Genomic DNA, 19,664 nt, shown 5'->3' with positions numbered 1-19,664 from the left:
GCTCTCACGGGAACGGTTCATCACGTACGCCGCCAGACGCTCGTCGGGCTTACGACTCGTCCCGTTTCACCCCCAACAGCTCACGAAGATGCGACATCGCCCCGTCGTCCTTCACGACGCTCTCGAGCCACTTGTGCAGCGGCATGTCGGCCCATTCGGCCGCCTTGTCGGCAAGATACGCGACCGGGCTGTGCGGCTCGGTCTGGCGGAAATAGCGGGCGACCGCGCGCAACTGGTCGACGGCCTGCGCACGGTTCTGGATGCCGGCGATCATCTGCGTCGCCGGACGCAAAACGGGCTGCTGCTGCACGAGGGTCTCCTCCGTGTAATGCGGGGCGCCGAAACTCGGCTCGATGCGCTCCTGCGCCGCCGGCGGCGCCGCTTGCGACTGCGCCTGCTGCTGCGCGCCCGTATAACCCTGCTCGCGCGCAAAGCGCTCGGCGAGCCGGTACACGGTCTCGAACGCGTCGCGCGCCTGCCGGAAGCTCGGCGCCGAATCGCCCGCGCGCTCGACGAGCCGCTCCTCGAATGCATCGAGCGCGAATTCGAACGCCTTCAGGTTCGCGAGCAGCGCGGTGTAGAACGCGATCGACGTCACGCGCCGCGACGAATCGATCTGCTCGATCGACGGCTTGCCGCGTGCGATGTCGTCCGCATGTTCGGGATCGCGCTTGATCGCCTGCGCGACGTGCTGCGCCACTTCCCAGTCGAGCGTGCTGAATGCGTTCGATGCGCCGTCCGTCATCGGCACCGCTCGCAGCAGCTCGGCCGTGCGGCCGGACAGCCACGCGACGTTGCCGAGCCGGTGCTCGGTGTCGTCGTCTTCGGGCAGCGGGTGGAACGTGTCCCAGAAGTCGCGGCACAGGCCCTCGAGCAGCGCATAGCCTTCGGTGAGGCCGGTGATGCCGTCCTCGAGCGCGAGCGCCTCGGTCAGCCATACGGCGAGCCGCAGGTCCTTCGTGCGCGTGCGCAGCAGCTCGCCCGCGTGATCGACGACGAAGCCCCAGTCGGCCTCCTTGATCTCGGTCACCCATTCGCCCTGGTCGAGCGTCGGATCGTCATAGCGCCGCGCGTCCTGGATCGCGTCGAATTCGTTCGAAAACAGCAGGTCGTCGCCGCTGGGCGACGCATCGCTGATCGGCGTCAGCAGCTCGGGGAGATTGATCGGCATGGTTTCAGTTCATCAATGCTGGGTGATGCGCGGCCGCGCTCATTCGACGGTGTACGTGAATTCGCCGGCCTCGTCCGCGCGCACCGCGATGCGCGCGATGGCCGCGCCGTCGGCGATCCGGCCGAGCACGTGGCCCGCAATCTCCGGCAGCAGCGTGCCGTTCAGGATGTGGTCGACGTTGCGGGCGCCCGAATCGACTTCGGTGCAGCGCGCGAGCACCGCGTCGACGAGCGACTCGTCCCATTCGAACGCGGCCTTGTGGTTCGCCTCGATCCGGCGGCGGATCCGCTCGAGCTTCAGCTCGATGATCTCGGCCAGCACGTCGTCGGAAATCGGGTAGTACGGCACGACCTTCATCCGCCCGAGGAACGCGGGCTTGAACGTCTTGTACAACTGCGGGCGCAGCGTCTCGGCAAGCGCATCCGGATCGGGCAGTTCCTCGGCCGGCTTGTTCAGGCACGCCTGCATCACCGCGGCGGAGCCGACGTTCGACGTCAGGATGATCAGCGTGTTGCGGAAGTCGATCTCGCGCCCTTCGGCATCGTCCATCGCGCCCTTGTCGAACACCTGGAAGAACATCTCGAGCACGTCGGGGTGCGCCTTCTCGACCTCGTCGAGCAACACGACCGAATACGGGTTGCGGCGCACGGCCTCGGTCAGCACGCCGCCTTCGCCGTAGCCGACGTAGCCCGGCGGCGAGCCCTTCAGGCCCGACACGCTGTGCGCTTCCTGGTACTCGCTCATGTTGATCGTGACCATCTTGCGCTCGCCGCCGTACAGGATGTCGGCCAGCGCGAGCGCCGTCTCGGTCTTGCCGACGCCCGACGGCCCGACGAACATGAACACGCCGCGCGGCTTGTTCGGATCCTCGAGGTTCGCGGTCGCGGTGCGCACGCGCTGCGCGATCGCGTCGAGCGCATGGTCCTGGCCGATCACGCGCGCGGTGAGCAGCGGCTGCAGGTTCAGCACGGTGTCGATCTCGTCCTTCACCATCCGGCCGAGCGGAATGCCCGTCCACGCGGCGACGATCTCGGCGACGACATGGCCGTCGACCTGCAGCGGCACCATCGGCTCGCCGCCCTGCAGCGCGTGCAGCGCCGCGACGCGCTCGGCGAGCTTGTCGCGGGCAGCCTGCACGTCGACCGGCTGGCCGTCTTCCGACGGGCCGCGTGCCTTGTCGAGCGTATCGCGCAGTTCGGTGATTTCGGCGACGATCGCGCGCTCGGCTTCATAACGCGCTTCGTCCTTCGCCAGTTGTTCGAGCGCCGTGTCGCGCGCGCCGCGCAGCTCGCCGAGCCGCTCGTCGTGCGCCGCGCCGCCGGCCGCCTCGCGCTCCAGCGACGCGATTTCCGCGTCGATCCGCTCGATGCGCTTCTTCGTGTCGTCGATCGCCGCCGGCGTCGCGCTGTGCGCGAGCGCGACCTTCGCGCACGCGGTATCGAGCACGCTGATCGCCTTGTCCGGCAGCTGGCGGCCGCTGATGTAGCGGTGCGACAGGCGCACGGCCTCGGTGATCGCATCGTCGAGGATCCGCACGTTGAAGTGTTTTTCCATCAGGCCGGACATCCCGCGCAGCATCGCGGCCGCGAGCGGCTCGCTCGGCTCCTCGACCTTCACGACCTGGAAGCGCCGCGCAAGCGCCGCGTCCTTCTCGAAATACTTCTTGTATTCGCTCCACGTCGTCGCGGCGATCGTGCGCAGCTCGCCGCGCGCGAGCGCCGGCTTCAGCAGGTTCGCAGCGTCGTTCTGGCCGGCCTGGCCGCCCGCGCCGATGATCGTGTGCGCCTCGTCGATGAACAGGATGATCGGGTGCGCGCTCTTCTTCACCTCGTCGATCACGCTCTTCAGGCGGTTCTCGAACTCGCCCTTCACGCTCGCGCCGGCCTGCAGCAGGCCCATGTCCAGCACGTGCAGCGCGACGCCGCGCAACGGCGGCGGCACGTCGTCGGCCGCGATGCGCAGCGCGAGGCCCTCGACGACCGCCGTTTTGCCGACACCGGCCTCGCCGGTCATGATCGGGTTGTTCTGGCGGCGACGCATCAGGATGTCGATCGCCTGGCGGATCTCGGCTTCGCGGCCGATCACCGGGTCGATCTTGCCGTCGCGGGCACGCTGCGTGAGGTTGGTCGTGTACGTGTCGAGCGCGGGCGTCTTCGACGGGCCGGCGGCGGGCGCAAAGCCTTCGGTGGCCGGCGCGACGTCGCTGCCGTCGTCGTCCGCCTGACGCGGCTCGGCCTCGCTCGATCCGGCCATGATTTCGTCGAACTTGTGCTTCAGGTCCGTCACGTTCATTTCCGCGAACCGCGACGACATCCGTTGCGCGAACTGCGCGAGATCCGGCGCGGTCAGCAGCGCGAGCAGCAGGTGCCCCGAACGGATGCGGCCGAGCTGCGAATCGAGCGATGCGATCAGCCACGCCTGCTCGAACAGCGCGATCAGATGCACGGAGAACACCGGCGTACGCGTGTTGCCCGTCTTCAGGCGCGTCAGCTCGCGTTCGAGATCGGCATGCAGCGCATGCGGATCGACGCGGCTCGCGCGCAATGCGAGCGGCAGGTCGCCCGTCGCTTCGTCGAGCAACGCGAGAAACAGGTGCTCGAGATCGACCTCGTAGTGGCCGCGCGCCAGGCACGCGCTCGCCGCACGCTCGGTCGCGTGGCGGCACAGCGGGTTCAGTTTCGTGATCAGGGTCTTCAGGGGCGTGCTCATGGCGTCGATCTCAGGTTCGATTGCGTGTTTGTTGTCGTTCGGAAGCGGTGAATCAGTGAATCACGTGCAGTTCGTAGCGCGCATCGGAGCGATCCTCGAGCGCGTCGCGCGTGCACAGGAACGCGTCCCAGCCGAGCCGCGAGCCCGCGCCGAGCACGCTCGCGCCGACCTCGGTGCGCTTGAGCACGAGCTTCACCTCGTATTCGAGCGTGACGCCGGCGAGCAGCGTCAGCATCCGCTCCAGTGCGACGGCCTGCGCGCCGCCGGGCAGGAATGCCTCGTAGTCGCGCTTGGACAGCGGGCCGACGACGATCCGCGCGCGCATGTCGCGCTGCCATACGCGTTCGCCGACGAGCGCCGTCGCGCCGAGTACCGCGTTGACCTCGCCGAGCACGCTCAGTTGGTCGGGCGGCACGTCGTACCACTTGCCGACGAACTGGTCGATCTTCACCGGCACGCGGAAATAGTCGGACAGCGTGCGCTGCAGGTATGCCGCCGACATCGGCCGGTGCCGCGCGGCCAGCGCATAACCGGCAACGGCCTCGTCGAGCACGCCGCCCACGCCGGCCGCGAGGCTGTCGCGCACTTCGTCGCTCGGCACGCCCGCGATCGCGAGCAGCAGCGGCAGATAGCGTTCGTCGCGATCGAGCTCGTAATGGAACGGCAGCCGGTATTTCTTCCACGCGGCATAGAACAGCGCGGTCGCGCGGTTCGAGAACACGTCGAAGAATGCGCGCGCCGCATGGTCGCGCTTCAGGTGCTCGCGCGCGACGATCTGCTCGGTGTAATGCAGCGGCAGCGCGCCCTGCCCGCCAAGCAGCCCGAAGAACGCGGGCGTCAGCTCGACGTGGCCGAGCTCGCCGGCCGCGAGCGCGGCGCCGCGCTGCTCGTCCGTCTTCAGTTGCGTGCCGTCGCCGTCGAACGAGCGCGCACCTTCGATCTCGCTCGGCGGAAAGCCGAGCGACAGCGTGTTGCGGAATTCGATGCGCTGCGCGACCACGTCGCCCTGCCGCCACGCGCCGGGTGCATCCGACGCCTGCCGCGCGAACAGCCCTTCGAGCACGCGCACGGCCTGGAAGAACTCGAAGCGGTGCGGTTCGTCGAGCAGTGCGTCGACTACGCCAGGATCGATTCGCCGGTCCGGGGCTTGCATCGGATGATCTCCTCGCCGGTGCGCTTCGACACGACGACTAGTTGAACGAAACTGTTGAGGTGGACGTATAGCCCGAAGAAACTGTCGAGCACGCGCACGAACGAGGCCAGGCTCGCGCCGACGAAGTGCTCCTCGTCGATCGTCAGGCGGATCTCGATGCCGCGCACGAAGGTCGCGAACGGCTTGCCGGGCAGCCACTGCACGGCGCCGCGCTGCTCGACGCCGACGAGGCCGTCGATCTGGCGCATCGACACGGCGGTGCGCCGCAGGTCGTACAGCGTCAGCATTTCCTTCAGCGGCGCGAGGCCGTGCGCAACCAGCGACACGTGATTGAGCGCGAGGTGCGACACGAGCCGCCAGTGCGCGGCGCGGCCGCGCTCGAAGCGCACGCTCTGCGTCGGGCGGCGCAGCATCGAGATGCCGCTCGTCTGCGCGCCGCCTTCCTGGAACAGGTCGCCGCCTTCGAGCCCGAACGCGAGCATGGCCGGCAGGTCGCGGTTCGTGCAGGTGAGGTCGAGGCTCAGCGTGTCGGTCTGCGGCGACGTCGGCTCGAAATCGATGTCGACGATCGAGATTTCGGTTTCGTAACCGGGGCTCTTCTGCGCGACCCAGTCGTTGCGGCGCGCGAACCAGTAATGGCCGATCCGCGCGGATTCGCCGTGATGCAGCGAATAGAACGGCCGGAATTCGATCACCGATTCCTCGTGCGCCTGCTGCCTGACGAGCTTCACCGAATCGATCGAATACACCTCGTACGCGAACGCGCGGCGCGCCTCGGCGATCACCGGGTAGGACACCGCGCGGTGCGTGATGCGGATCGGCTCGCCGTGCTGGCGGAACAGGTTGACGATCGGCGTGCAGAACAGCCGGAAGTGGCTCGCCGTCAGCAGCTCGAGCAGCCGCGCGACGTGCGAATCGCTGCGCACGTCCTGCAGCACGAGATGCAGCGTCGCCCGCTGGCAGCGGCCCGTCGCGCGCGCGATCGCCGCGATGTCGAAGTCGACGAAATCGAACTTGTCGGGGAACGCGAAGTATTCGGTGAGCAGGCGATACGCGGGATGCGATTTCGCCGGGTAGTCGATCAGCGCGTCGTCCTCGTCGAAGCCGGCGTGCGCGATCGGCAGCTTGCGCAGCGCGGTCCAGCGGCCGTTGCGTTCTGGTTCGACATACGCGCCGAGCACGTTGACGAACAGGCAGTCGGTCAGCGCGGCGACGAACGACTGCTCGCCGTGCAGGTGCGCGCGCAGCGTCGGCAGCTTCAGCGCGCCGAGATCGAGCTGCGCCGCGAGCGACTCGAACGTGATCGAGATCACGCCCGTCGCGTTCGACGGCAGCACCGTCGCGCTCGGCGCGAGCGCCACCGGCGTGTAGCGTGCTTCCGAGATGCGGATCGGCGCGAGCGTCACGTCATAGGCGGTGCGGAACCGGCACTGCACGCCGCGGATCGGCCGGCTCTTCAGCTCGGTACCGCGACCGATCACGACCGGCTCGGTCTGCTGGCCCGGCGAGGCCGGCGTGAACTGCGCGATCGAGCACGACGGGAACGGCCGCAGGTAGTGCGGATAGAGCACTTCCAGCAGCGCTTCGGTGAATTCGGGATAGTCGTCGTCGAGCTTCTTGTTGATGCGCGCGCCGAGCAGCGCGAACGACTCGATCATCCGCTCGACGTGCGGATCCTCGCAATGCTCGCCGGACAGCGCGAGCCGCGCCGCGATCTTCGGATAGCGTTCGGCGAAATCTCGCGAATAGCGCCGCAAAAACGATAATTCGCGCTCGTAATACGGCAGCAATTCTTCCATCGACGACCCCGAACCTCAATATTTCCTGCCGGACCCTGAACCGTCACCGGGCGGTCCGGCCCGCTCGGCGGCTTGATTTACTGCATTCTTGCGGCGCGTGCGCGCGTGACCGAATACTGCAGCGTCGACGGCTGCAGCATCGCGTCGAAACTCACCGGCTCCTCGGCCGGGTGCACGACGAGCAGCGCCTGGATCGCGAAATAGAGCGCGTTGGTGGCCTGCTCGTTCAGCTCGAACGTCACCTGCACCTGCTGCAGGCGCGGCTCGTGGCGCGCGATGGCCTGCTGGATCGACTTGCAGATGAACGCGCGGTCGTAGTGACTCGCCAGGCTCAGCCCTGCAAAATCGTTCAGCCCGTACGTCAGCACCGACTTCTGGCACTCCGGCAGCGCGGCCAGCTCGTTCTCGGTGTGGGCGATACGGGTGTTGAGGATCGCCTCGACGTCGCGGGCGACCGTGTTCTTCAGCTCGTCCAGCGACAATTGCCGCATCGCTGCCGAGGCCGGCAGATGCGGTTCGTCGTCGAACAGCTTGTCGAGAAAACTGGGTTCGAATCGTTTCATCGGCCGGTACTTACAGCGAAAACGGCAACGGGACGCCGAGCGCCCCGTTGCCGCAACCGACCTTAGACCGCGTAGGTCTTGTCGTTCTTCGTCAGACTCCAGGCGCCTTGCGTGTTGCCGCCCTGGTTGCCGCCGATCTTCTGCTGGGTTTGCTTCCACTGCACGGCTGCGTACTTCAGCGAGAACGTCTCGAGCGGCAGACCTTCCTCGCGAACGCTCGGGGCGATGCTCGAGATGATCACGTACTTGAGCTTGACTTCCAGATACTGCACGCGCTTGCCTTCACCGTCAGCGCGCGAGAAATGAACCGTCACCTCGTCGAACGTGGTACCGCCCGAAGCGTGTTGGTACAGCAGCGGGCTCGACGAATCGATTTCCTTCGTGAAAATCATGTCGCCGTGCTCGCAACGCGTCATCGTGTGACCGCCAGCGGTCGATGCGGTTGCCGAACGCGGCTGAACGATCGAGTGATCCCACGATTTCAGTTCGATCCAGCCCTGGTGGTCCTTGTCCGCGGACTCGCCCTTCACCGCGGGACTACCAAACTGCAAGTGCATATGTAACATGGCCCTTCGACTCCCCAAAGAGGTGGTTTTAACGTCCTACCCAGGCGGCCCGCCCGGGCGATTTACTCGCTTATGAATTTGCCGGTTTGGGCAGATCAGCGACAAGTCGCAGAGAAATCGAGAGTTCGTCGAGCTGAAAGTGCGGGCGCAGGAACGCGACCGAACGATACGAGCCCGGCTTGCCCGGAATCTCCGACACTTGTATGGATGCCTCGCGCAGCGGGAATTGCGCCTTCTGTTCCTGCGACGCGTTGTCGTCGAGCAGGACGTACTGCGAAATCCACCGGTTGAGGAAAGTCTCTACGTTCTGCGCCGATGCGAAGCTGCCGATCTTGTCCCGCATCATCGCCTTCAGGTAGTGCGCGACGCGCGATACCGAGAAGATGTACTGAAGCTGGGCGGACAGGACGGCGTTCGCATTCGCGCTGTCGGTGCTGTATTTTTTCGGTTTCTGCACCGATTGCGCGGCGAAAAACGCAGCATAATCCGAGTTCTTGCAATGAACGAGCGGGATGAAGCCGAGGTCGCTCAGCTCCTTCTCGCGGCGATCGGTGATCGCGATTTCGGTCGGGCACTTCAGCGCGACTTCACCGTCGTCGGTCTTGAACGTGTGGGTCGGCAGGTCCTCGACGAGGCCGCCGCCTTCGACGCCGCGGATCGCCGCGCACCAGCCGAAGTCGTCGAATGCGGCCGTCAGGCGCGCAGCGAACGCCCACGCGGCGTTGCACCACAGGTACTTGTCGTGGTCGGTGCCGTCGACGTCTTCGACGAAGTTGAAGTTCTCCGCGGTCTGGCCGTCCTTCGGATTGAACGGCAGGCGACCGAGGAAGCGCGGCAGCGTCAGGCCGACGTAGCGCGAATCTTCGGCGTCGCGGAACGACTTCCACTTCGCATATTCGACCGTATCGAACACCTTGCCGAGATCGCGCGGCTTGCCGAGGTCGGAGAACGACTCGAGGCCGAGCAGCTCGGGCGACGCCGACGCAATGAACGGCGCATGCGCGGCCGCCGCGACGTGCGACATCTGCTCGATGAAGTACATGTCCTCCGGCTGGCGCGAGATCTCGTAATCGCCGATCAGCGCACCGAACGGCGAGCCGCCGAACGTGCCGAACTCCTCTTCGTAGACCTTCTTGAACAGCGCGCTCTGGTCGAATTCGCTCGCGCCCTTGAAGTCGCGCACGAGGTCGCGCTTCGGTGCGTGCAGCGCCTTGATCTTGATCGTCTGGCCGGTGTTGCTTTCCTTGACCAGATAGTCCATCCCGCGCCACGTGCTTTCGAGGCGCTGGAATTCCGGCGCGTGCATCACCGCGGAAAGCTGCGTGGAAATCAGGCGGTCGAGTTCCGCGACGCGCGCGTCGATCGTGGCCGACAGGTTGTCCGACACGATCACCGTGCCGTCGAGCACCTGGTGCACGAGTTCGCCGATCAGGTCCTTCGCGCGCGCATGCTCGGAATCGGATTTCGCGACCTTGCTCTTCTCGACGATGTCGTCGAGCAGCGAAGTCCCGGCGGCGTATTCCGCGCCGCTCGCTTGGGCCGCAGCCGTTTGCTGGTTCATCTCAACACTCCGTCGTCATTCGCCGTCTTTGTCGCCGCCCGTGCCCTTCGCGAGCTCCTGCAGCTGCTGCGTGTTCTTCAGCACCTCGGACAGCAGATCCTCGAGCTTGTCGTTGCCGGCAAGCTTGTTGCGCAGGTCGGCGAGCTTCGAGCGCGCCTCGAGCAGGCGGCGCAGCGGCTCGACCTGTTCGACGACTTCGTCCGGGCTGAAATCCGACAGCGAACGGAACTTCAGGTCGACCGCGAACTTGCCGCCCCCCTCGCTCAGGCGGTTTTCCACCTGGAACGCGGCACGCGGCTCGATCGCCTTCATCACGTCGTCGAAATTGTCGCGATCGATGTTGACGAACTTGCGGTCGCGCAGCTTCGGCTGCTCGATTTCGGACTGGCCCGCCAGATCGCCGACGACCCCGACGACGAACGGCAGTTCCTTCACCTCGATCGCATCGCCCTTCTCGACCTCGTAGGTCAATTGGACGCGCGGCGGCCGTATTTTCTGCAAGCTTTTCTGAATGCTTTCTTTCTTGGCCATCTCGACGGCTCCCAGGTTCAGTTTGTCATGTCGTTGTCGTGCCGATCAGCGCAGCGCGCTGAACGGGTCCGCCCCGCCACTCTTCTGCGGCGGGGTGGCGGGCGCGGCCGCGTTCGCGGCCGGCGCGGTCGGCGCCGCGGCTTCGGCGGCCGGCGCGGCCGCCCCCTTCGCCCGGTGAACCGTGCGGCGCGTCTGCCGCGCCTTCCCGCTGCGCTGCTCCGGCGGGAACAGCGCCGATTCGCCCAGCGTGTCGCGCAGTTGCTTCGCGAGCGCCTGCGCATCGGACTTCGCGTCGCCCGCGAGCGACGCATCCTGACGCAGTTCGCCGAGCGACTGCGTCGCGATCCGCAGGCCGGCCACGGCCAGCACGCTCTTCGCCTGACGGTCGGTCGCGTCGCGCTGCAGCGCTTCCTGCGCGGCAACGATTGCCTGACCGTAGTGGTTCTGTGCGAACTGGATTTGCGCGATGCGCGACCACGGCTCCTCGCGCGTCGGATCCGACTTCGCCAGCGCCTGGTACAGGCCCAGCGCGCGTTCCTGGTCGCCCGACTTCGCCACGGCGTCCGCATCGGCCAGCGACTTGTTGAACACCTCGGCGCTCGGCGGCGTGGGCGTCTGGCTTGCACAACCGGCGATCACGCCGCAAGCCACTACTACCCCAGACAGTTTTGCGAAGAGACGGTCTTTCATCGTTATATCCACCGGCGCGTGAGTTTTAAATCGTTGAGAATCTGGTTCTTTTGCTTTGCAAGAAGCGCGCGGGTATAGTACCGATCAATTTTTCATAATTCAATCGTCGTGTGAAGAGTAATTCCTTTTAAAACCGTGCGTACCACCTCGCATGACGCCGCGCGTCAGAGTGGGAAGCGTTCGCGCGGATCGGGCGCGCAAGTTTTACTCGCCCCGCGGCGCGCGACCCGGAATACGGAAAAAATTTCCGGGCAACTGCCGCGACAGATGCGCGCGTTGATTAATAGCTGAACGATGAAATTCCGCCATTCCGACGGATGCGGCAACGGCTGGTAGTTTTGACAGGGAGTAGAGGCGGCAAGCCGGAAACAACGATGAAATCGCTCATGATTCGCTACGCGCTGCCACTGGTTGCCTGCGCCCTTCTGGCCGGATGTGCGGCCGCCCCGCTGCTCGGCTCGGCCGCGAGCGCCGTGATGTCCGCGGCCGGCATCGGCAAGCCCGAGGTACCCGACGCGCAGAAGCCGCCGCGCAACCTCGGCATCACGCTCGCCGCGGCGCCGAATCTGAACGCCGCGACCGACAACAAGCCGCTCGCGCTCGTCGTCCGGCTCTATACGCTGAAGGACCCGACGTCGTTCCAGCAGGCGCCGTTCGACGCATTTACGGATCCGACCAAGGAAAAAGCCGCGCTGGGCGCGGATTTGCTGAACGTGCGTGAAATCACGCTGATTCCGGGCCAGCGCTATACGGCGACCGAGAAGGTTTCGCGCGAAGCGCAAGCGTTCGGCATCGTCGCGCTGTTCCGCGATCCCGCACTACAACGATGGAAACTGACGTTCGATCCGGTGAAGTCGGAGAAATCCGGCATAATCATCGGCCTGCATAATTGCGCGATGACGGTCACCGATGGCACCGTCATCGCACCGCAACAGGGTGCGCCTTCGCAACCGCTGAATTTGCTTTCTTCGGTCTCCTGCGGTTAAACATGACGCACGAATGTCAATTAACAAGAGTTAACAATTGGCGATTTAATTCGGGCACGAACAAAATCGATTACATCGCAACGCGACATTAACCGGATTTGACATGAGTTATTCGGCCAAGGTGCTGTGGGGGGAAGGGCTGTTCCTCCGGCCTCAACACTTTCAGCGACAGGACGCGTACCACGAAGCGCGCCTGTTCGAATCGATCCAGGCGATCCAGCCGTACAACTGGGGCGTGCGCTCGGTGCGCATCGACCGCGACGCACTCGGCAGCAACGTGCTGCGGGTGGCCGAGCTCGCGCTCGTGTTCCCGGACGGCGCGCTGTATGCCGCGCCGCAGGCCGACGACCTGCCGCCGCCGATCGCGCTGGACACGCTGCCTGACGGCATCAACGAATTCGTGTTCTATCTCGCGCTGCACCCGCTGCGCGAGAACGGCAGCAACTACAGCGACGATCCGGCCGCCGGCTTCATGACGCGCTTCGTCAGCGAGCAGACGAGCGTCGGCGACAACTTCACCGACGCGGCCGAAGCCGACATCACGTTCCTTAAAACGCAGGTCAAGCTGATCGCGCACAGCGAACCGCGCGACCAGCTGCTGTCGGTGCCGCTCGTGCGCGTGCGCCGCACCGCGACGTCCGGTTTCGAGATCGACGACAGCTTCGTGCCGCCATGCCTCGCGATCGACGCATCGCCGATCCTGCACCAGCGGCTGCGCCAGCTCGTCGATGCGCTGCAGGCGAAGGTGAACGCGCTGTACGGCTTTCACCGCGAGCCGTCGAAGAACATCATCGAATTCCGTTCGGGCGACATCGCGTCGTTCTGGCTGCTGCATACCGCGAACGCCGCGTTCGCGACGCTCGCGCACCTGCACCAGCATTCGGCGCTGCATCCCGAGCGGCTGTTCCAGGAACTGCTGCGCCTCGCGGGCCAGCTGATGACGTTCTCGAAGGGCTATACGCTCGCCGACCTGCCGGTATACCGCCACGACGATCCGGGCCCGGGCTTTGCGCGTCTCGACCTGATGCTGCGCGAGCTGCTCGACACCGTGATCTCGACGCGCTACTTCGCGATCACGCTCGACGAGGTGCGCCCGTCGTTCCACCTCGGCCGCCTCGATTCCGGCAAGATCGACGACAAGACCGAGTTCTACCTCGCGGTGTCCGCGGACATGCCGAGCGTCGAGCTCGTCGACGCGGTGCCGGCCCGCTTCAAGGTCGGCGCACCCGACGACGTCGACAAGCTCGTGCTGTCGGCCATGCCCGGCGTGCGACTGTCGTACACGCCGCAGGTGCCGCCCGCGATTCCGGTGCGCCCCGGTGCCTGCTACTTCGCGCTCGATTCGCGCGGCGCACTGTACGAGCGCATGCTGCAGGCCCAGTCCGCGATGATCTACGCGCCGACTGGCATCAATGACCTGAAATTCGAACTGATCGCGGTCACATCATGAGCTACGCGCCTTCCCTGTTCGGCGACAACGCGCCGCCGCCCGTGCATACCCCGGCGTCGACGGACGCATCGTTCCAGGCCCGTTCGCTGCTGGACCTGCTGTACGACGGGTTCTTCATGCTGTTCCTGCTCAAGAACGGGCGGGAGCCGGATAGCGCGAGCGAGTTCAGCACGCGGATCCAGGAATTCCTGTCGGACTTCGAGCGTGGCGCGAAGAAGCTGAATATCGCGGCCGAAGACGTGTACGGCGCGAAGTTCGCGTTCTGCGCGGCCATCGACGAGATGGTGCTGTCGTCGCAGTTCAAGATCCGCGCGGACTGGGAACGCCGGCCGCTGCAGCTCGTGCTGTTCGGCGAGCAGCTCGCGGGGGAGAAGTTCTTTCAGTATCTCGAGGATTGTCGCGCGCAGGGTGCGGCGCGGCTGCAGTCGCTCGAGGTGTTTCATATGTGCCTGCTGCTCGGGTTCCAGGGGAAGTATCTGCTCGAAGGGCCGGAGAAGCTGGCTTACCTCACCGCGCGGCTGGGGGACGAGATCGCACATATGAAGGGCAAGCGCGCGCCGTTCGCGCCGCATTGGCCGTTGCCGGATCAGATTGCGCACCGGTTGAAGCGCGAGGTGCCGGTGTGGGCGATCGGGGCGGTTTTTGCGCTGGTGGCACTGCTCGGGTATCTCGGGCTCAACACGTATCTGAAAGACAAGACGCTGCAGGCGCTGGCGCCTTATTCGCAAGTCATCAAGGTCGGGCCGGAGTCGGCTAATTTGACGATTTCGCTGCCGTAAGGGGCTAACGGCGCGGCGTGGACGGGGCTGCTCCCTGTAGGGTGCTTTGTGCGCCGCTTATTCGTATTGCCGCGCTTCCTGCGCGATCCGCTCGAGCAAGTCCAGCGGCTGCATCGGCAGCCCGGCTTGCCCGGGGACAGGAAACACCGCGCAGAGGCGGCCGTCGCGCGCCATCCCCGGCAGCCAGCGCGACAGGAAATCCGCCAGTGCAATCGGCCTCGGCCGACAGGCCGACCATCCCGCGTCCGCGCACACGGCGGCGAACGCCGCTTCCGGCCAGAACGGGATCACGATCGCACCGCCCTGCCGCGCCGTCGCCCATCCTGCGTCGAACAGCCCCCACACCGCTGCGAAGTCCGCGATTTTGCGGACGAAGTAGTCGCAGCGCGCGGGCGCGTCGAGCTTCAACACGTTGTCGAGCTTGTGCCGATGCATGGTCGTCGTCGCCGCCTCATTCCGGCGACGGGCCGGCGTCCAGATCGAGGAAATCGTCGTAGCGGCCGAAATGGTTCAGACACCTTACGATGTCCTCGATCGACGCATCGGGCTTCTGCCTGCATGCGAGATCGACGACGTCCTGGAAGTGCTCGCACGAGTAGCGGAATACGTAACCGAGCGCGCTCACCGGCTCCGGATAGATCGCGCGATCGTCGTCATCGACCTGGACCGTATCGCCGACGTAGATCGTCTGTGCGACGCGGAAGTCGTCGCCATCGGTGTCTTCGCCATAGACGTCGTACAGGCATGTCGGGTCATAGCCCTCGGCGCGATCCGCCTTGGCCCGCACGAGCGCGATGAAATCGTCGATCGTGCAGGTTCTGTTCTTGAAGTCGACAGATGGCATGCGTTTCAGCAGGTGTGCGGCGCGGTCGCGTTCGCAGGCGAGCGCGTCGTCGCCATCGTCGCCGCCTGCCGCGCCGAGCGCGCGCTCGAGAAGCGGTCGTGCTGCGGTGTGGCGGGACGTGTCGCACAGCAGATCGCCGAGACACACCAGCGCCTGCACGAGCGCCACGCGGTCGCCTTCACGCTCCGCCGCATCGACGGCCATGCGCAACGCGCCCTCGCCGCGCTCAGCCGCGCCATGATCGAGCAGCATCAGCGCTTTTCGAAAGATTTGCCTCGCATTCAAGCCGGTTCTCCGTCGCACATTGGCGTCATCGCTCGATCCACCCATCTTCGTCATTTCTTCTGTTCGTGCGCAACTTGCCCGACGCGGAACGCGCGAGCCGCTATCCGGCAACCCGATCGCGTATTGCGAGAAAGGCCGCGAAATCCTCGGCCACGTGAACCGTTTCGCCGGTCTCGTGCGACCAGCGGACGACGACGGGTTCTCCCGTCACGCCAAGCCGCCGATAGTCGAAGCAATAGTAGTCACCCGTCCCGAACTCGGCAAACGGCAACAGGCCGGACAAGTCGACCGGCGCTTCGGCGAGCGTATCCCGCCACGCCCGCCAGTCTTCGTTGACGTGCCGCACGATCGAGTCCCACGTCTTGCGCGGATTGCGGGCATCGAAGACCGGGAACACAACCAGCGCGCCCAGCGATCTGCCGTTGTTCAGCAACAGCCACGCCACAAAAGACTTCGGCAGCGTCCGCCCGAGTTCCGCCTCGGCGGCCTCGATTGCAGTCGTCGACGTTCCGATTGCGTGTGTTCTCACTGTCGCACTCCGTTCAGAAGATGAACCCGATGCCGACTCGAATTAATCACTCGCATCGGGAACTCACCTCATCGGCGCATGGTTGCGCCGGCGTCCGGCCGCGCCATCGCGGCGTCAGTTCAACCGCAACGGAATCGTGGCAAGGGTCGCACATTCACTCATCCGGTCGCGGTCGAGCCCGCCATGCTGCAGACAGGCATCTTCGTACGCAACCCGATCTCCATCGCAACTCGCAGCCAGAAAGCCGTCGATCGTCGCGAAATCGGCATCCGGCGGGATATCGACCGCAAACAGCGACACGCGCTGCGTCACTGCGCACCGCGCGCCCATCCGTTCCAGCGCCGCGATGATCGCCGCGCGCTCGCCGCGACCGTATCACCTTTGCTGACGCGATAGACGTAGTACGGAACGTTATCGATCACGTGCGCACCGCGATGCGCTTCGATCCCCCACATCGATTCGAATGCGACAGGCGGATAGCCGTCGGCGTCGATCTTCAACTCGAAGACGATCTTGGTCAACGTTTGGTCCATGAGGCTTCTAGTCGTCGACCATCTCCATGAACACCGCCGCTTCCGCATCCGGCAGCGCCTCGCCTATCCGCGCGCGAAGATCGGCAAGAAACGCCGGCCGGATCGCATACGTGTCGTCGAGGATGTCGTTCGCATATTGCCCGATTCGCAACGCACACCAGATACGCAACGCGGTCGCGAACTGCGCCGGCGATCCTGCCACTTGCGCCGGCGTCCACGCGCCCGCACCGTGGCGCGCGAAAAGCACCCTGCATCCGTCATCACAACGCACGCCGACGACGGGATCGCCGCCCATCTGACCCAGCACGATCCAGTCATCCTGCCAGCCCCCAAAACGGCGGCCAGCTGCGTCGACGCGATAGCCGACCTGCCCGGCCGCGAGGCTCGCGTCGTTTCCGTACAGAACGAGATCGTCGGCGGACCACGGGATCACGAGATCGGCACCGCCGAGCGCGGCCAGCCACGCGATGATGACGTCGTCCTCACAAAGCGCCGGCGCGACTGTCGCACCGGTCACGCCCGGCAAGGCGGCCGCAGCGCCGCCGCTGAGCAGGCTGCGAATCTCGCCGACCGTCCGGTTCAGATCCTGATCCTGCATCGTGTTCCCGTATCGGAAGGGCATGGATGCGCAGTCAGGAGGCCGGCCTCAAAGCAGAATGAACGCATCGTTCTCGACGTAGTACACGAATGCGTCGAACAATTGCAGGATGCCTGGATCGTCCACCTGCTCGTGCGCGTTGATCACGATGTCCTCGATCGTCGCGCTGTCGAGCGTGATGCGCCAGCCCGGTTGCTTCGCGAAGTCGGGCACCGTGTCCTCGTCCGGGTCCGTCGTGTCGGGCGCGAACGCGCCGACCGTGTCCAGCGTCCACGGCGTCGGGGGCAGGTAAAGCCAGCCGGAGAAGTCGCCGGGCTGTTCCAGAATACGTTTCAGCGAGACTTCGGTCGCCGGTGAAGTCGAGGTCAGCATCGTTGCCGCAGAAATAAGCCAAAGGATCGATCAGGCCGCGGAGCGCCGCGGCGGGCCGTGATTATGCCAACGAATCGCGGCATGCGGCGAGCATGACCCGCCCGGCTTCGCATTCATGTGCGGGCGCACGGGAACGTGCTGCCGGTCACCCGGCCTGCAGCGTCGACATTCGACCTTCCGCCAGCTTGAACTCGCCGACCGTCTGCGCGAGCTGGGCCGCCTGCTCGCGCAACAGCGCGGCGGCCGCAGCCGACTCCTCGACGAGGGCGGCGTTCTGCTGCGTCGAGTGATCGAGCTGCGACACGGCCTGGTTCACCTGCGCGAGCCCGGTGCTCTGCTCGTTCGCCGCGACCGTCATTTCCGCGATCACGCTCGTGATGCCGCGCACGCCCTCGACGATCTCGTCCATCGTCGTGCCGGCCGTCTTCACGAGCCCCGATCCGCCTTCGATCTTCTCCACGGACGACTGGATCAGCTGCTTGATTTCCCTGGCCGCCACCGCGCTGCGTTGCGCGAGCGTGCGCACCTCGCCCGCGACGACCGCGAAGCCTCGCCCGTGCTCGTGCGCGCGCGCGGCTTCGACCGCCGCATTGAGCGCGAGGATGTTGGTCTGGAACGCGATGCCGTCGATCACGCCGATGATGTTCGAGATCTCGGCCGACGCCTTCGTGATCTCGTCCATCGTCGCGACCACCTCGCTCACCACCTCGCCGCCGCGCACTGCCACATCCGACGCCGATTCCGCCAGCCGGCTCACCTGCGTGGCCGCATCGGCCGAGTTGCGCGCCGTGCCGGCGATCTCCTCGAGCGCCGCCGCGGTCTCCTGCAGGCTCGATGCCGCGTGTTCGGTGCGGCTCGACAGGTCCTGGTTGCCCTGCGCGATCTCCGCGCTCGCCACGCTCACGGATTCGCTGAATCCGCGTATCTGCAGCAGGATCGCGCTGATCTTTTCGGCGAACAGGTTGAAGGCCCGCGCGATCTGCGCGGCCTCGTCGCCGCCGTCGGCCGGCAGCCGCTTCGTCAGGTCCCCGCTCCCGCTCGCGACGTCGGTCAGCGCGTCGCGCACGAGCAGCACGCGCTTGAATGCCGCGTTCGTCAATGCGCCGACGAGCGCCGCCGCGACGCAGGCGACGACGAGGATCGCAACGAGCGTCGTGGTCGCGACGGCGCGCATGCCGGCCGTCACGTCCGACCGGTCGAGCGCCATGACGAGCGACCAGTCCGTCCCGGCGATCGGCTGGGCGCGCAGTAGTTTGGTCGCACCGTCGATGTCCACGGCCACCGGCGCGGACGCCGACTTCAGCGCGTCAAGGTGCTCGGAATCCAGCGCCGGCGACAGTTCGGCGGCCGGCTTCATGATCAGATCGGTCTTCGCGCCCGCGATCAGGCGCCCGCTCCTGTCGACCAGGAACGCGAAGCTCGACGGCGTCGGGTGCACGGCGGTCACGATGGCGCTCACGCTCTGCATGAAGAGGCTTGCGGCCATGACGCCCTTGACGGCGCCGTCGCGCACGATGGGCACCGCGAACGCGAACGCGGGCTTGCCGGTCGACGCGTCGCGGTACAACGCCGTGACGACGAGCCGGCCTGCGTCGACCGCCTGCCTGAACCACGGGCGCGCGGTCGGATCGTAGCCGGCCGCGAGCGGGACGTTCGAGAAGGCCGTCTTGTCCGGCAGGCCGAGCGTGAGCACCTGGAAACCGCCCGATTTGCCGAGCAGCGTCAGCGCCGGCAGCGGATCGCCTTCGCCGATCGCGATCGTGTCCGCCAGCGCCTGGGTTTCCCTGCCCCGGCTCGCGACCCACTCGTCGAGCGCGAGCGCGTGGCCGGTGAGGATCGACTTGTGGTTCTGGTCGATTGCGTCGTCGTTGTGCTGCTTGACGACGTAGTACACAAGGCCGCCCGTCACGGCCAGGGCCGTGACCACGATGGCGACGCAGGTCGCCAGAATCCGGGCGCGAATCGATGACAGCATGATGACTTCGATCTCCCCTTTGCCGCTTGATATGGAATGGGTCGCCGAAACGGCGGGCAACGCCATGTTTAACGACCGCTGTCGGGGGATCTTAAGGCCTGACTGGTCAGACCAGTTTGATGACGTGCCGGCGGGTTGCCGCAGATGCGGCGGTACCGAGCGGCGTCTCCGCTCATCTCGTCAAATCGTCGATGCTGGCGAACCCTTCACACACGACGAACTCGACCGCACGGCTCAATTCCGAAAATTCGGCCCGCAAGTAGACGAAATACAGATCGACGGCGTCCTCGTACTTGTCGAGATAGTCATCAAAGCCAACGTTGAAACGGCCATCCGTCTTCTTGATAAAGCATTCCCTGGTCGCAGGCTCACCGCCGATCTCGTAGCGTTGATTGACCCAGACGCCGCGCTTGCCGCCCAGTTTGCCGGATATTTTTCCAAGGTCGATGTGCTGCTCGGTCATTTCATCCCCGTCAGGCATCCGCAGCCGTTTCGTCGAAATACCACGCCAGGAATGCTGTGAACGTTGCCCATCGCGCATCGGTCTCGCCGGCGATGAAGCGTGCGTGG

21 protein-coding genes are annotated in these 19,664 nt (G+C 65.7%); 4 read left to right on the top strand and 17 right to left on the bottom strand.

Annotated features, from left to right (window positions below; genetic code table 11):
* Positions 1-49: 49 nt before the first annotated feature.
* From tssA to WT26_RS05580, 9 genes are all read right to left on the bottom strand, one after another.
* Positions 50-1,171 (bottom strand): type VI secretion system protein TssA, encoded by a 1,122-nt coding sequence (tssA, locus tag WT26_RS05620; RefSeq protein ID WP_069272339.1) that lies wholly within the window; start codon positions 1,169-1,171, stop codon positions 50-52.
* 39 nt (positions 1,172-1,210) lie between these two features.
* Entirely contained in the window at positions 1,211-3,880 is a 2,670-nt protein-coding gene (gene tssH, locus WT26_RS05615; protein WP_059730924.1) for a type VI secretion system ATPase TssH, read from the bottom strand.
* 52 nt (positions 3,881-3,932) lie between these two features.
* The gene (gene tssG, locus WT26_RS05610) at positions 3,933-5,033 is read right to left on the bottom strand and encodes a type VI secretion system baseplate subunit TssG (protein ID WP_059522313.1); all 1,101 of its coding nucleotides are present in this window, start codon (positions 5,031-5,033) and stop codon (positions 3,933-3,935) included.
* The gene (gene tssF, locus WT26_RS05605) at positions 4,997-6,832 is read right to left on the bottom strand and encodes a type VI secretion system baseplate subunit TssF (RefSeq protein WP_059522312.1); all 1,836 of its coding nucleotides are present in this window, start codon (positions 6,830-6,832) and stop codon (positions 4,997-4,999) included. Before tssF ends, tssG begins: the two co-directional genes overlap by 37 nt.
* 77 nt (positions 6,833-6,909) lie before the next feature.
* Positions 6,910-7,395 carry a type VI secretion system baseplate subunit TssE gene (gene tssE, locus WT26_RS05600; RefSeq protein WP_006477092.1) on the bottom strand — a complete coding sequence of 162 codons (486 nt, stop codon included), beginning with the start codon at positions 7,393-7,395 and terminating at the stop codon, positions 6,910-6,912.
* Between the two features lie 62 nt (positions 7,396-7,457).
* Positions 7,458-7,961, bottom strand: a complete 504-nt coding sequence (locus WT26_RS05595) for an Hcp family type VI secretion system effector (protein ID WP_006477093.1) — start codon at positions 7,959-7,961, stop codon at positions 7,458-7,460.
* A gap of 70 nt (positions 7,962-8,031) precedes the next feature.
* Positions 8,032-9,522 (bottom strand): type VI secretion system contractile sheath large subunit, encoded by a 1,491-nt coding sequence (gene tssC, locus WT26_RS05590; RefSeq protein WP_006477094.1) that lies wholly within the window; start codon positions 9,520-9,522, stop codon positions 8,032-8,034.
* A 15-nt stretch (positions 9,523-9,537) separates the two neighbouring features.
* Positions 9,538-10,053 (bottom strand): type VI secretion system contractile sheath small subunit, encoded by a 516-nt coding sequence (gene tssB / locus WT26_RS05585; protein WP_027788514.1) that lies wholly within the window; start codon positions 10,051-10,053, stop codon positions 9,538-9,540.
* A gap of 45 nt (positions 10,054-10,098) precedes the next feature.
* Complete coding sequence (locus WT26_RS05580; protein ID WP_069272338.1) at positions 10,099-10,743, bottom strand: tetratricopeptide repeat protein; 645 nt, start codon at positions 10,741-10,743, stop codon at positions 10,099-10,101.
* A 374-nt stretch (positions 10,744-11,117) separates the two neighbouring features.
* Here WT26_RS05580 and tssJ point away from each other — a divergent pair, with 374 nt between their 5' ends.
* From tssJ to icmH, 3 genes are all read left to right on the top strand, one after another.
* Positions 11,118-11,729 carry a type VI secretion system lipoprotein TssJ gene (gene tssJ / locus WT26_RS05575; protein ID WP_069272337.1) on the top strand — a complete coding sequence of 204 codons (612 nt, stop codon included), beginning with the start codon at positions 11,118-11,120 and terminating at the stop codon, positions 11,727-11,729.
* Positions 11,730-11,832: 103 nt separating this feature from the next.
* Entirely contained in the window at positions 11,833-13,179 is a 1,347-nt protein-coding gene (tssK, locus tag WT26_RS05570) for a type VI secretion system baseplate subunit TssK (RefSeq protein WP_059522310.1), read from the top strand.
* Positions 13,176-13,958, top strand: coding sequence for a type IVB secretion system protein IcmH/DotU (icmH, locus tag WT26_RS05565; protein WP_059665895.1), 783 nt, complete (start codon positions 13,176-13,178; stop codon positions 13,956-13,958). The genes tssK and icmH overlap by 4 nt, the downstream gene beginning before the upstream one ends.
* Positions 13,959-14,015: 57 nt before the next feature.
* Here icmH and WT26_RS05560 read toward each other — a convergent pair whose 3' ends face one another.
* From WT26_RS05560 to WT26_RS05530, 8 genes are all read right to left on the bottom strand, one after another.
* Complete coding sequence (locus WT26_RS05560) at positions 14,016-14,393, bottom strand: DUF2750 domain-containing protein (protein ID WP_059740816.1); 378 nt, start codon at positions 14,391-14,393, stop codon at positions 14,016-14,018.
* Positions 14,394-14,409: 16 nt separating this feature from the next.
* Positions 14,410-15,054, bottom strand: coding sequence for a DUF7716 domain-containing protein (locus WT26_RS38340; protein ID WP_231130459.1), 645 nt, complete (start codon positions 15,052-15,054; stop codon positions 14,410-14,412).
* A gap of 133 nt (positions 15,055-15,187) precedes the next feature.
* Positions 15,188-15,616, bottom strand: coding sequence for an SMI1/KNR4 family protein (locus WT26_RS05550; RefSeq protein ID WP_196774784.1), 429 nt, complete (start codon positions 15,614-15,616; stop codon positions 15,188-15,190).
* A gap of 114 nt (positions 15,617-15,730) precedes the next feature.
* Complete coding sequence (locus tag WT26_RS37955) at positions 15,731-15,928, bottom strand: hypothetical protein (RefSeq protein WP_059769127.1); 198 nt, start codon at positions 15,926-15,928, stop codon at positions 15,731-15,733.
* Positions 15,925-16,137, bottom strand: a complete 213-nt coding sequence (locus WT26_RS37950) for a DUF4265 domain-containing protein (RefSeq protein ID WP_196774783.1) — start codon at positions 16,135-16,137, stop codon at positions 15,925-15,927. Before WT26_RS37950 ends, WT26_RS37955 begins: the two co-directional genes overlap by 4 nt.
* Positions 16,138-16,156: 19 nt before the next feature.
* Entirely contained in the window at positions 16,157-16,747 is a 591-nt protein-coding gene (locus WT26_RS05540; protein ID WP_069272336.1) for a hypothetical protein, read from the bottom strand.
* Between the two features lie 48 nt (positions 16,748-16,795).
* Positions 16,796-17,119: a DUF7716 domain-containing protein gene (locus tag WT26_RS05535; RefSeq protein ID WP_069269835.1), complete on the bottom strand. Its 324-nt coding sequence runs from the start codon at positions 17,117-17,119 to the stop codon at positions 16,796-16,798.
* Positions 17,120-17,264: 145 nt separating this feature from the next.
* Positions 17,265-19,094, bottom strand: coding sequence for a methyl-accepting chemotaxis protein (locus tag WT26_RS05530; protein ID WP_069272335.1), 1,830 nt, complete (start codon positions 19,092-19,094; stop codon positions 17,265-17,267).
* On the opposite strand from WT26_RS05530, the gene WT26_RS38335 reads away from it, so the two are divergent.
* Complete coding sequence (locus tag WT26_RS38335; RefSeq protein ID WP_231130458.1) at positions 19,093-19,617, top strand: hypothetical protein; 525 nt, start codon at positions 19,093-19,095, stop codon at positions 19,615-19,617. The two genes, WT26_RS05530 and WT26_RS38335, sit on opposite strands and share 2 nt — an antisense overlap.
* Positions 19,618-19,664: the final 47 nt, after the last annotated feature.

Source organism: Burkholderia cepacia (genome assembly GCF_001718835.1).
In the GTDB taxonomy this organism is placed as follows: domain Bacteria; phylum Pseudomonadota; class Gammaproteobacteria; order Burkholderiales; family Burkholderiaceae; genus Burkholderia; species Burkholderia cepacia_F.
The sequence above is the reverse complement of the archived record's forward strand: the minus strand, read 5'-3'. Positions and strand labels throughout refer to the sequence as shown.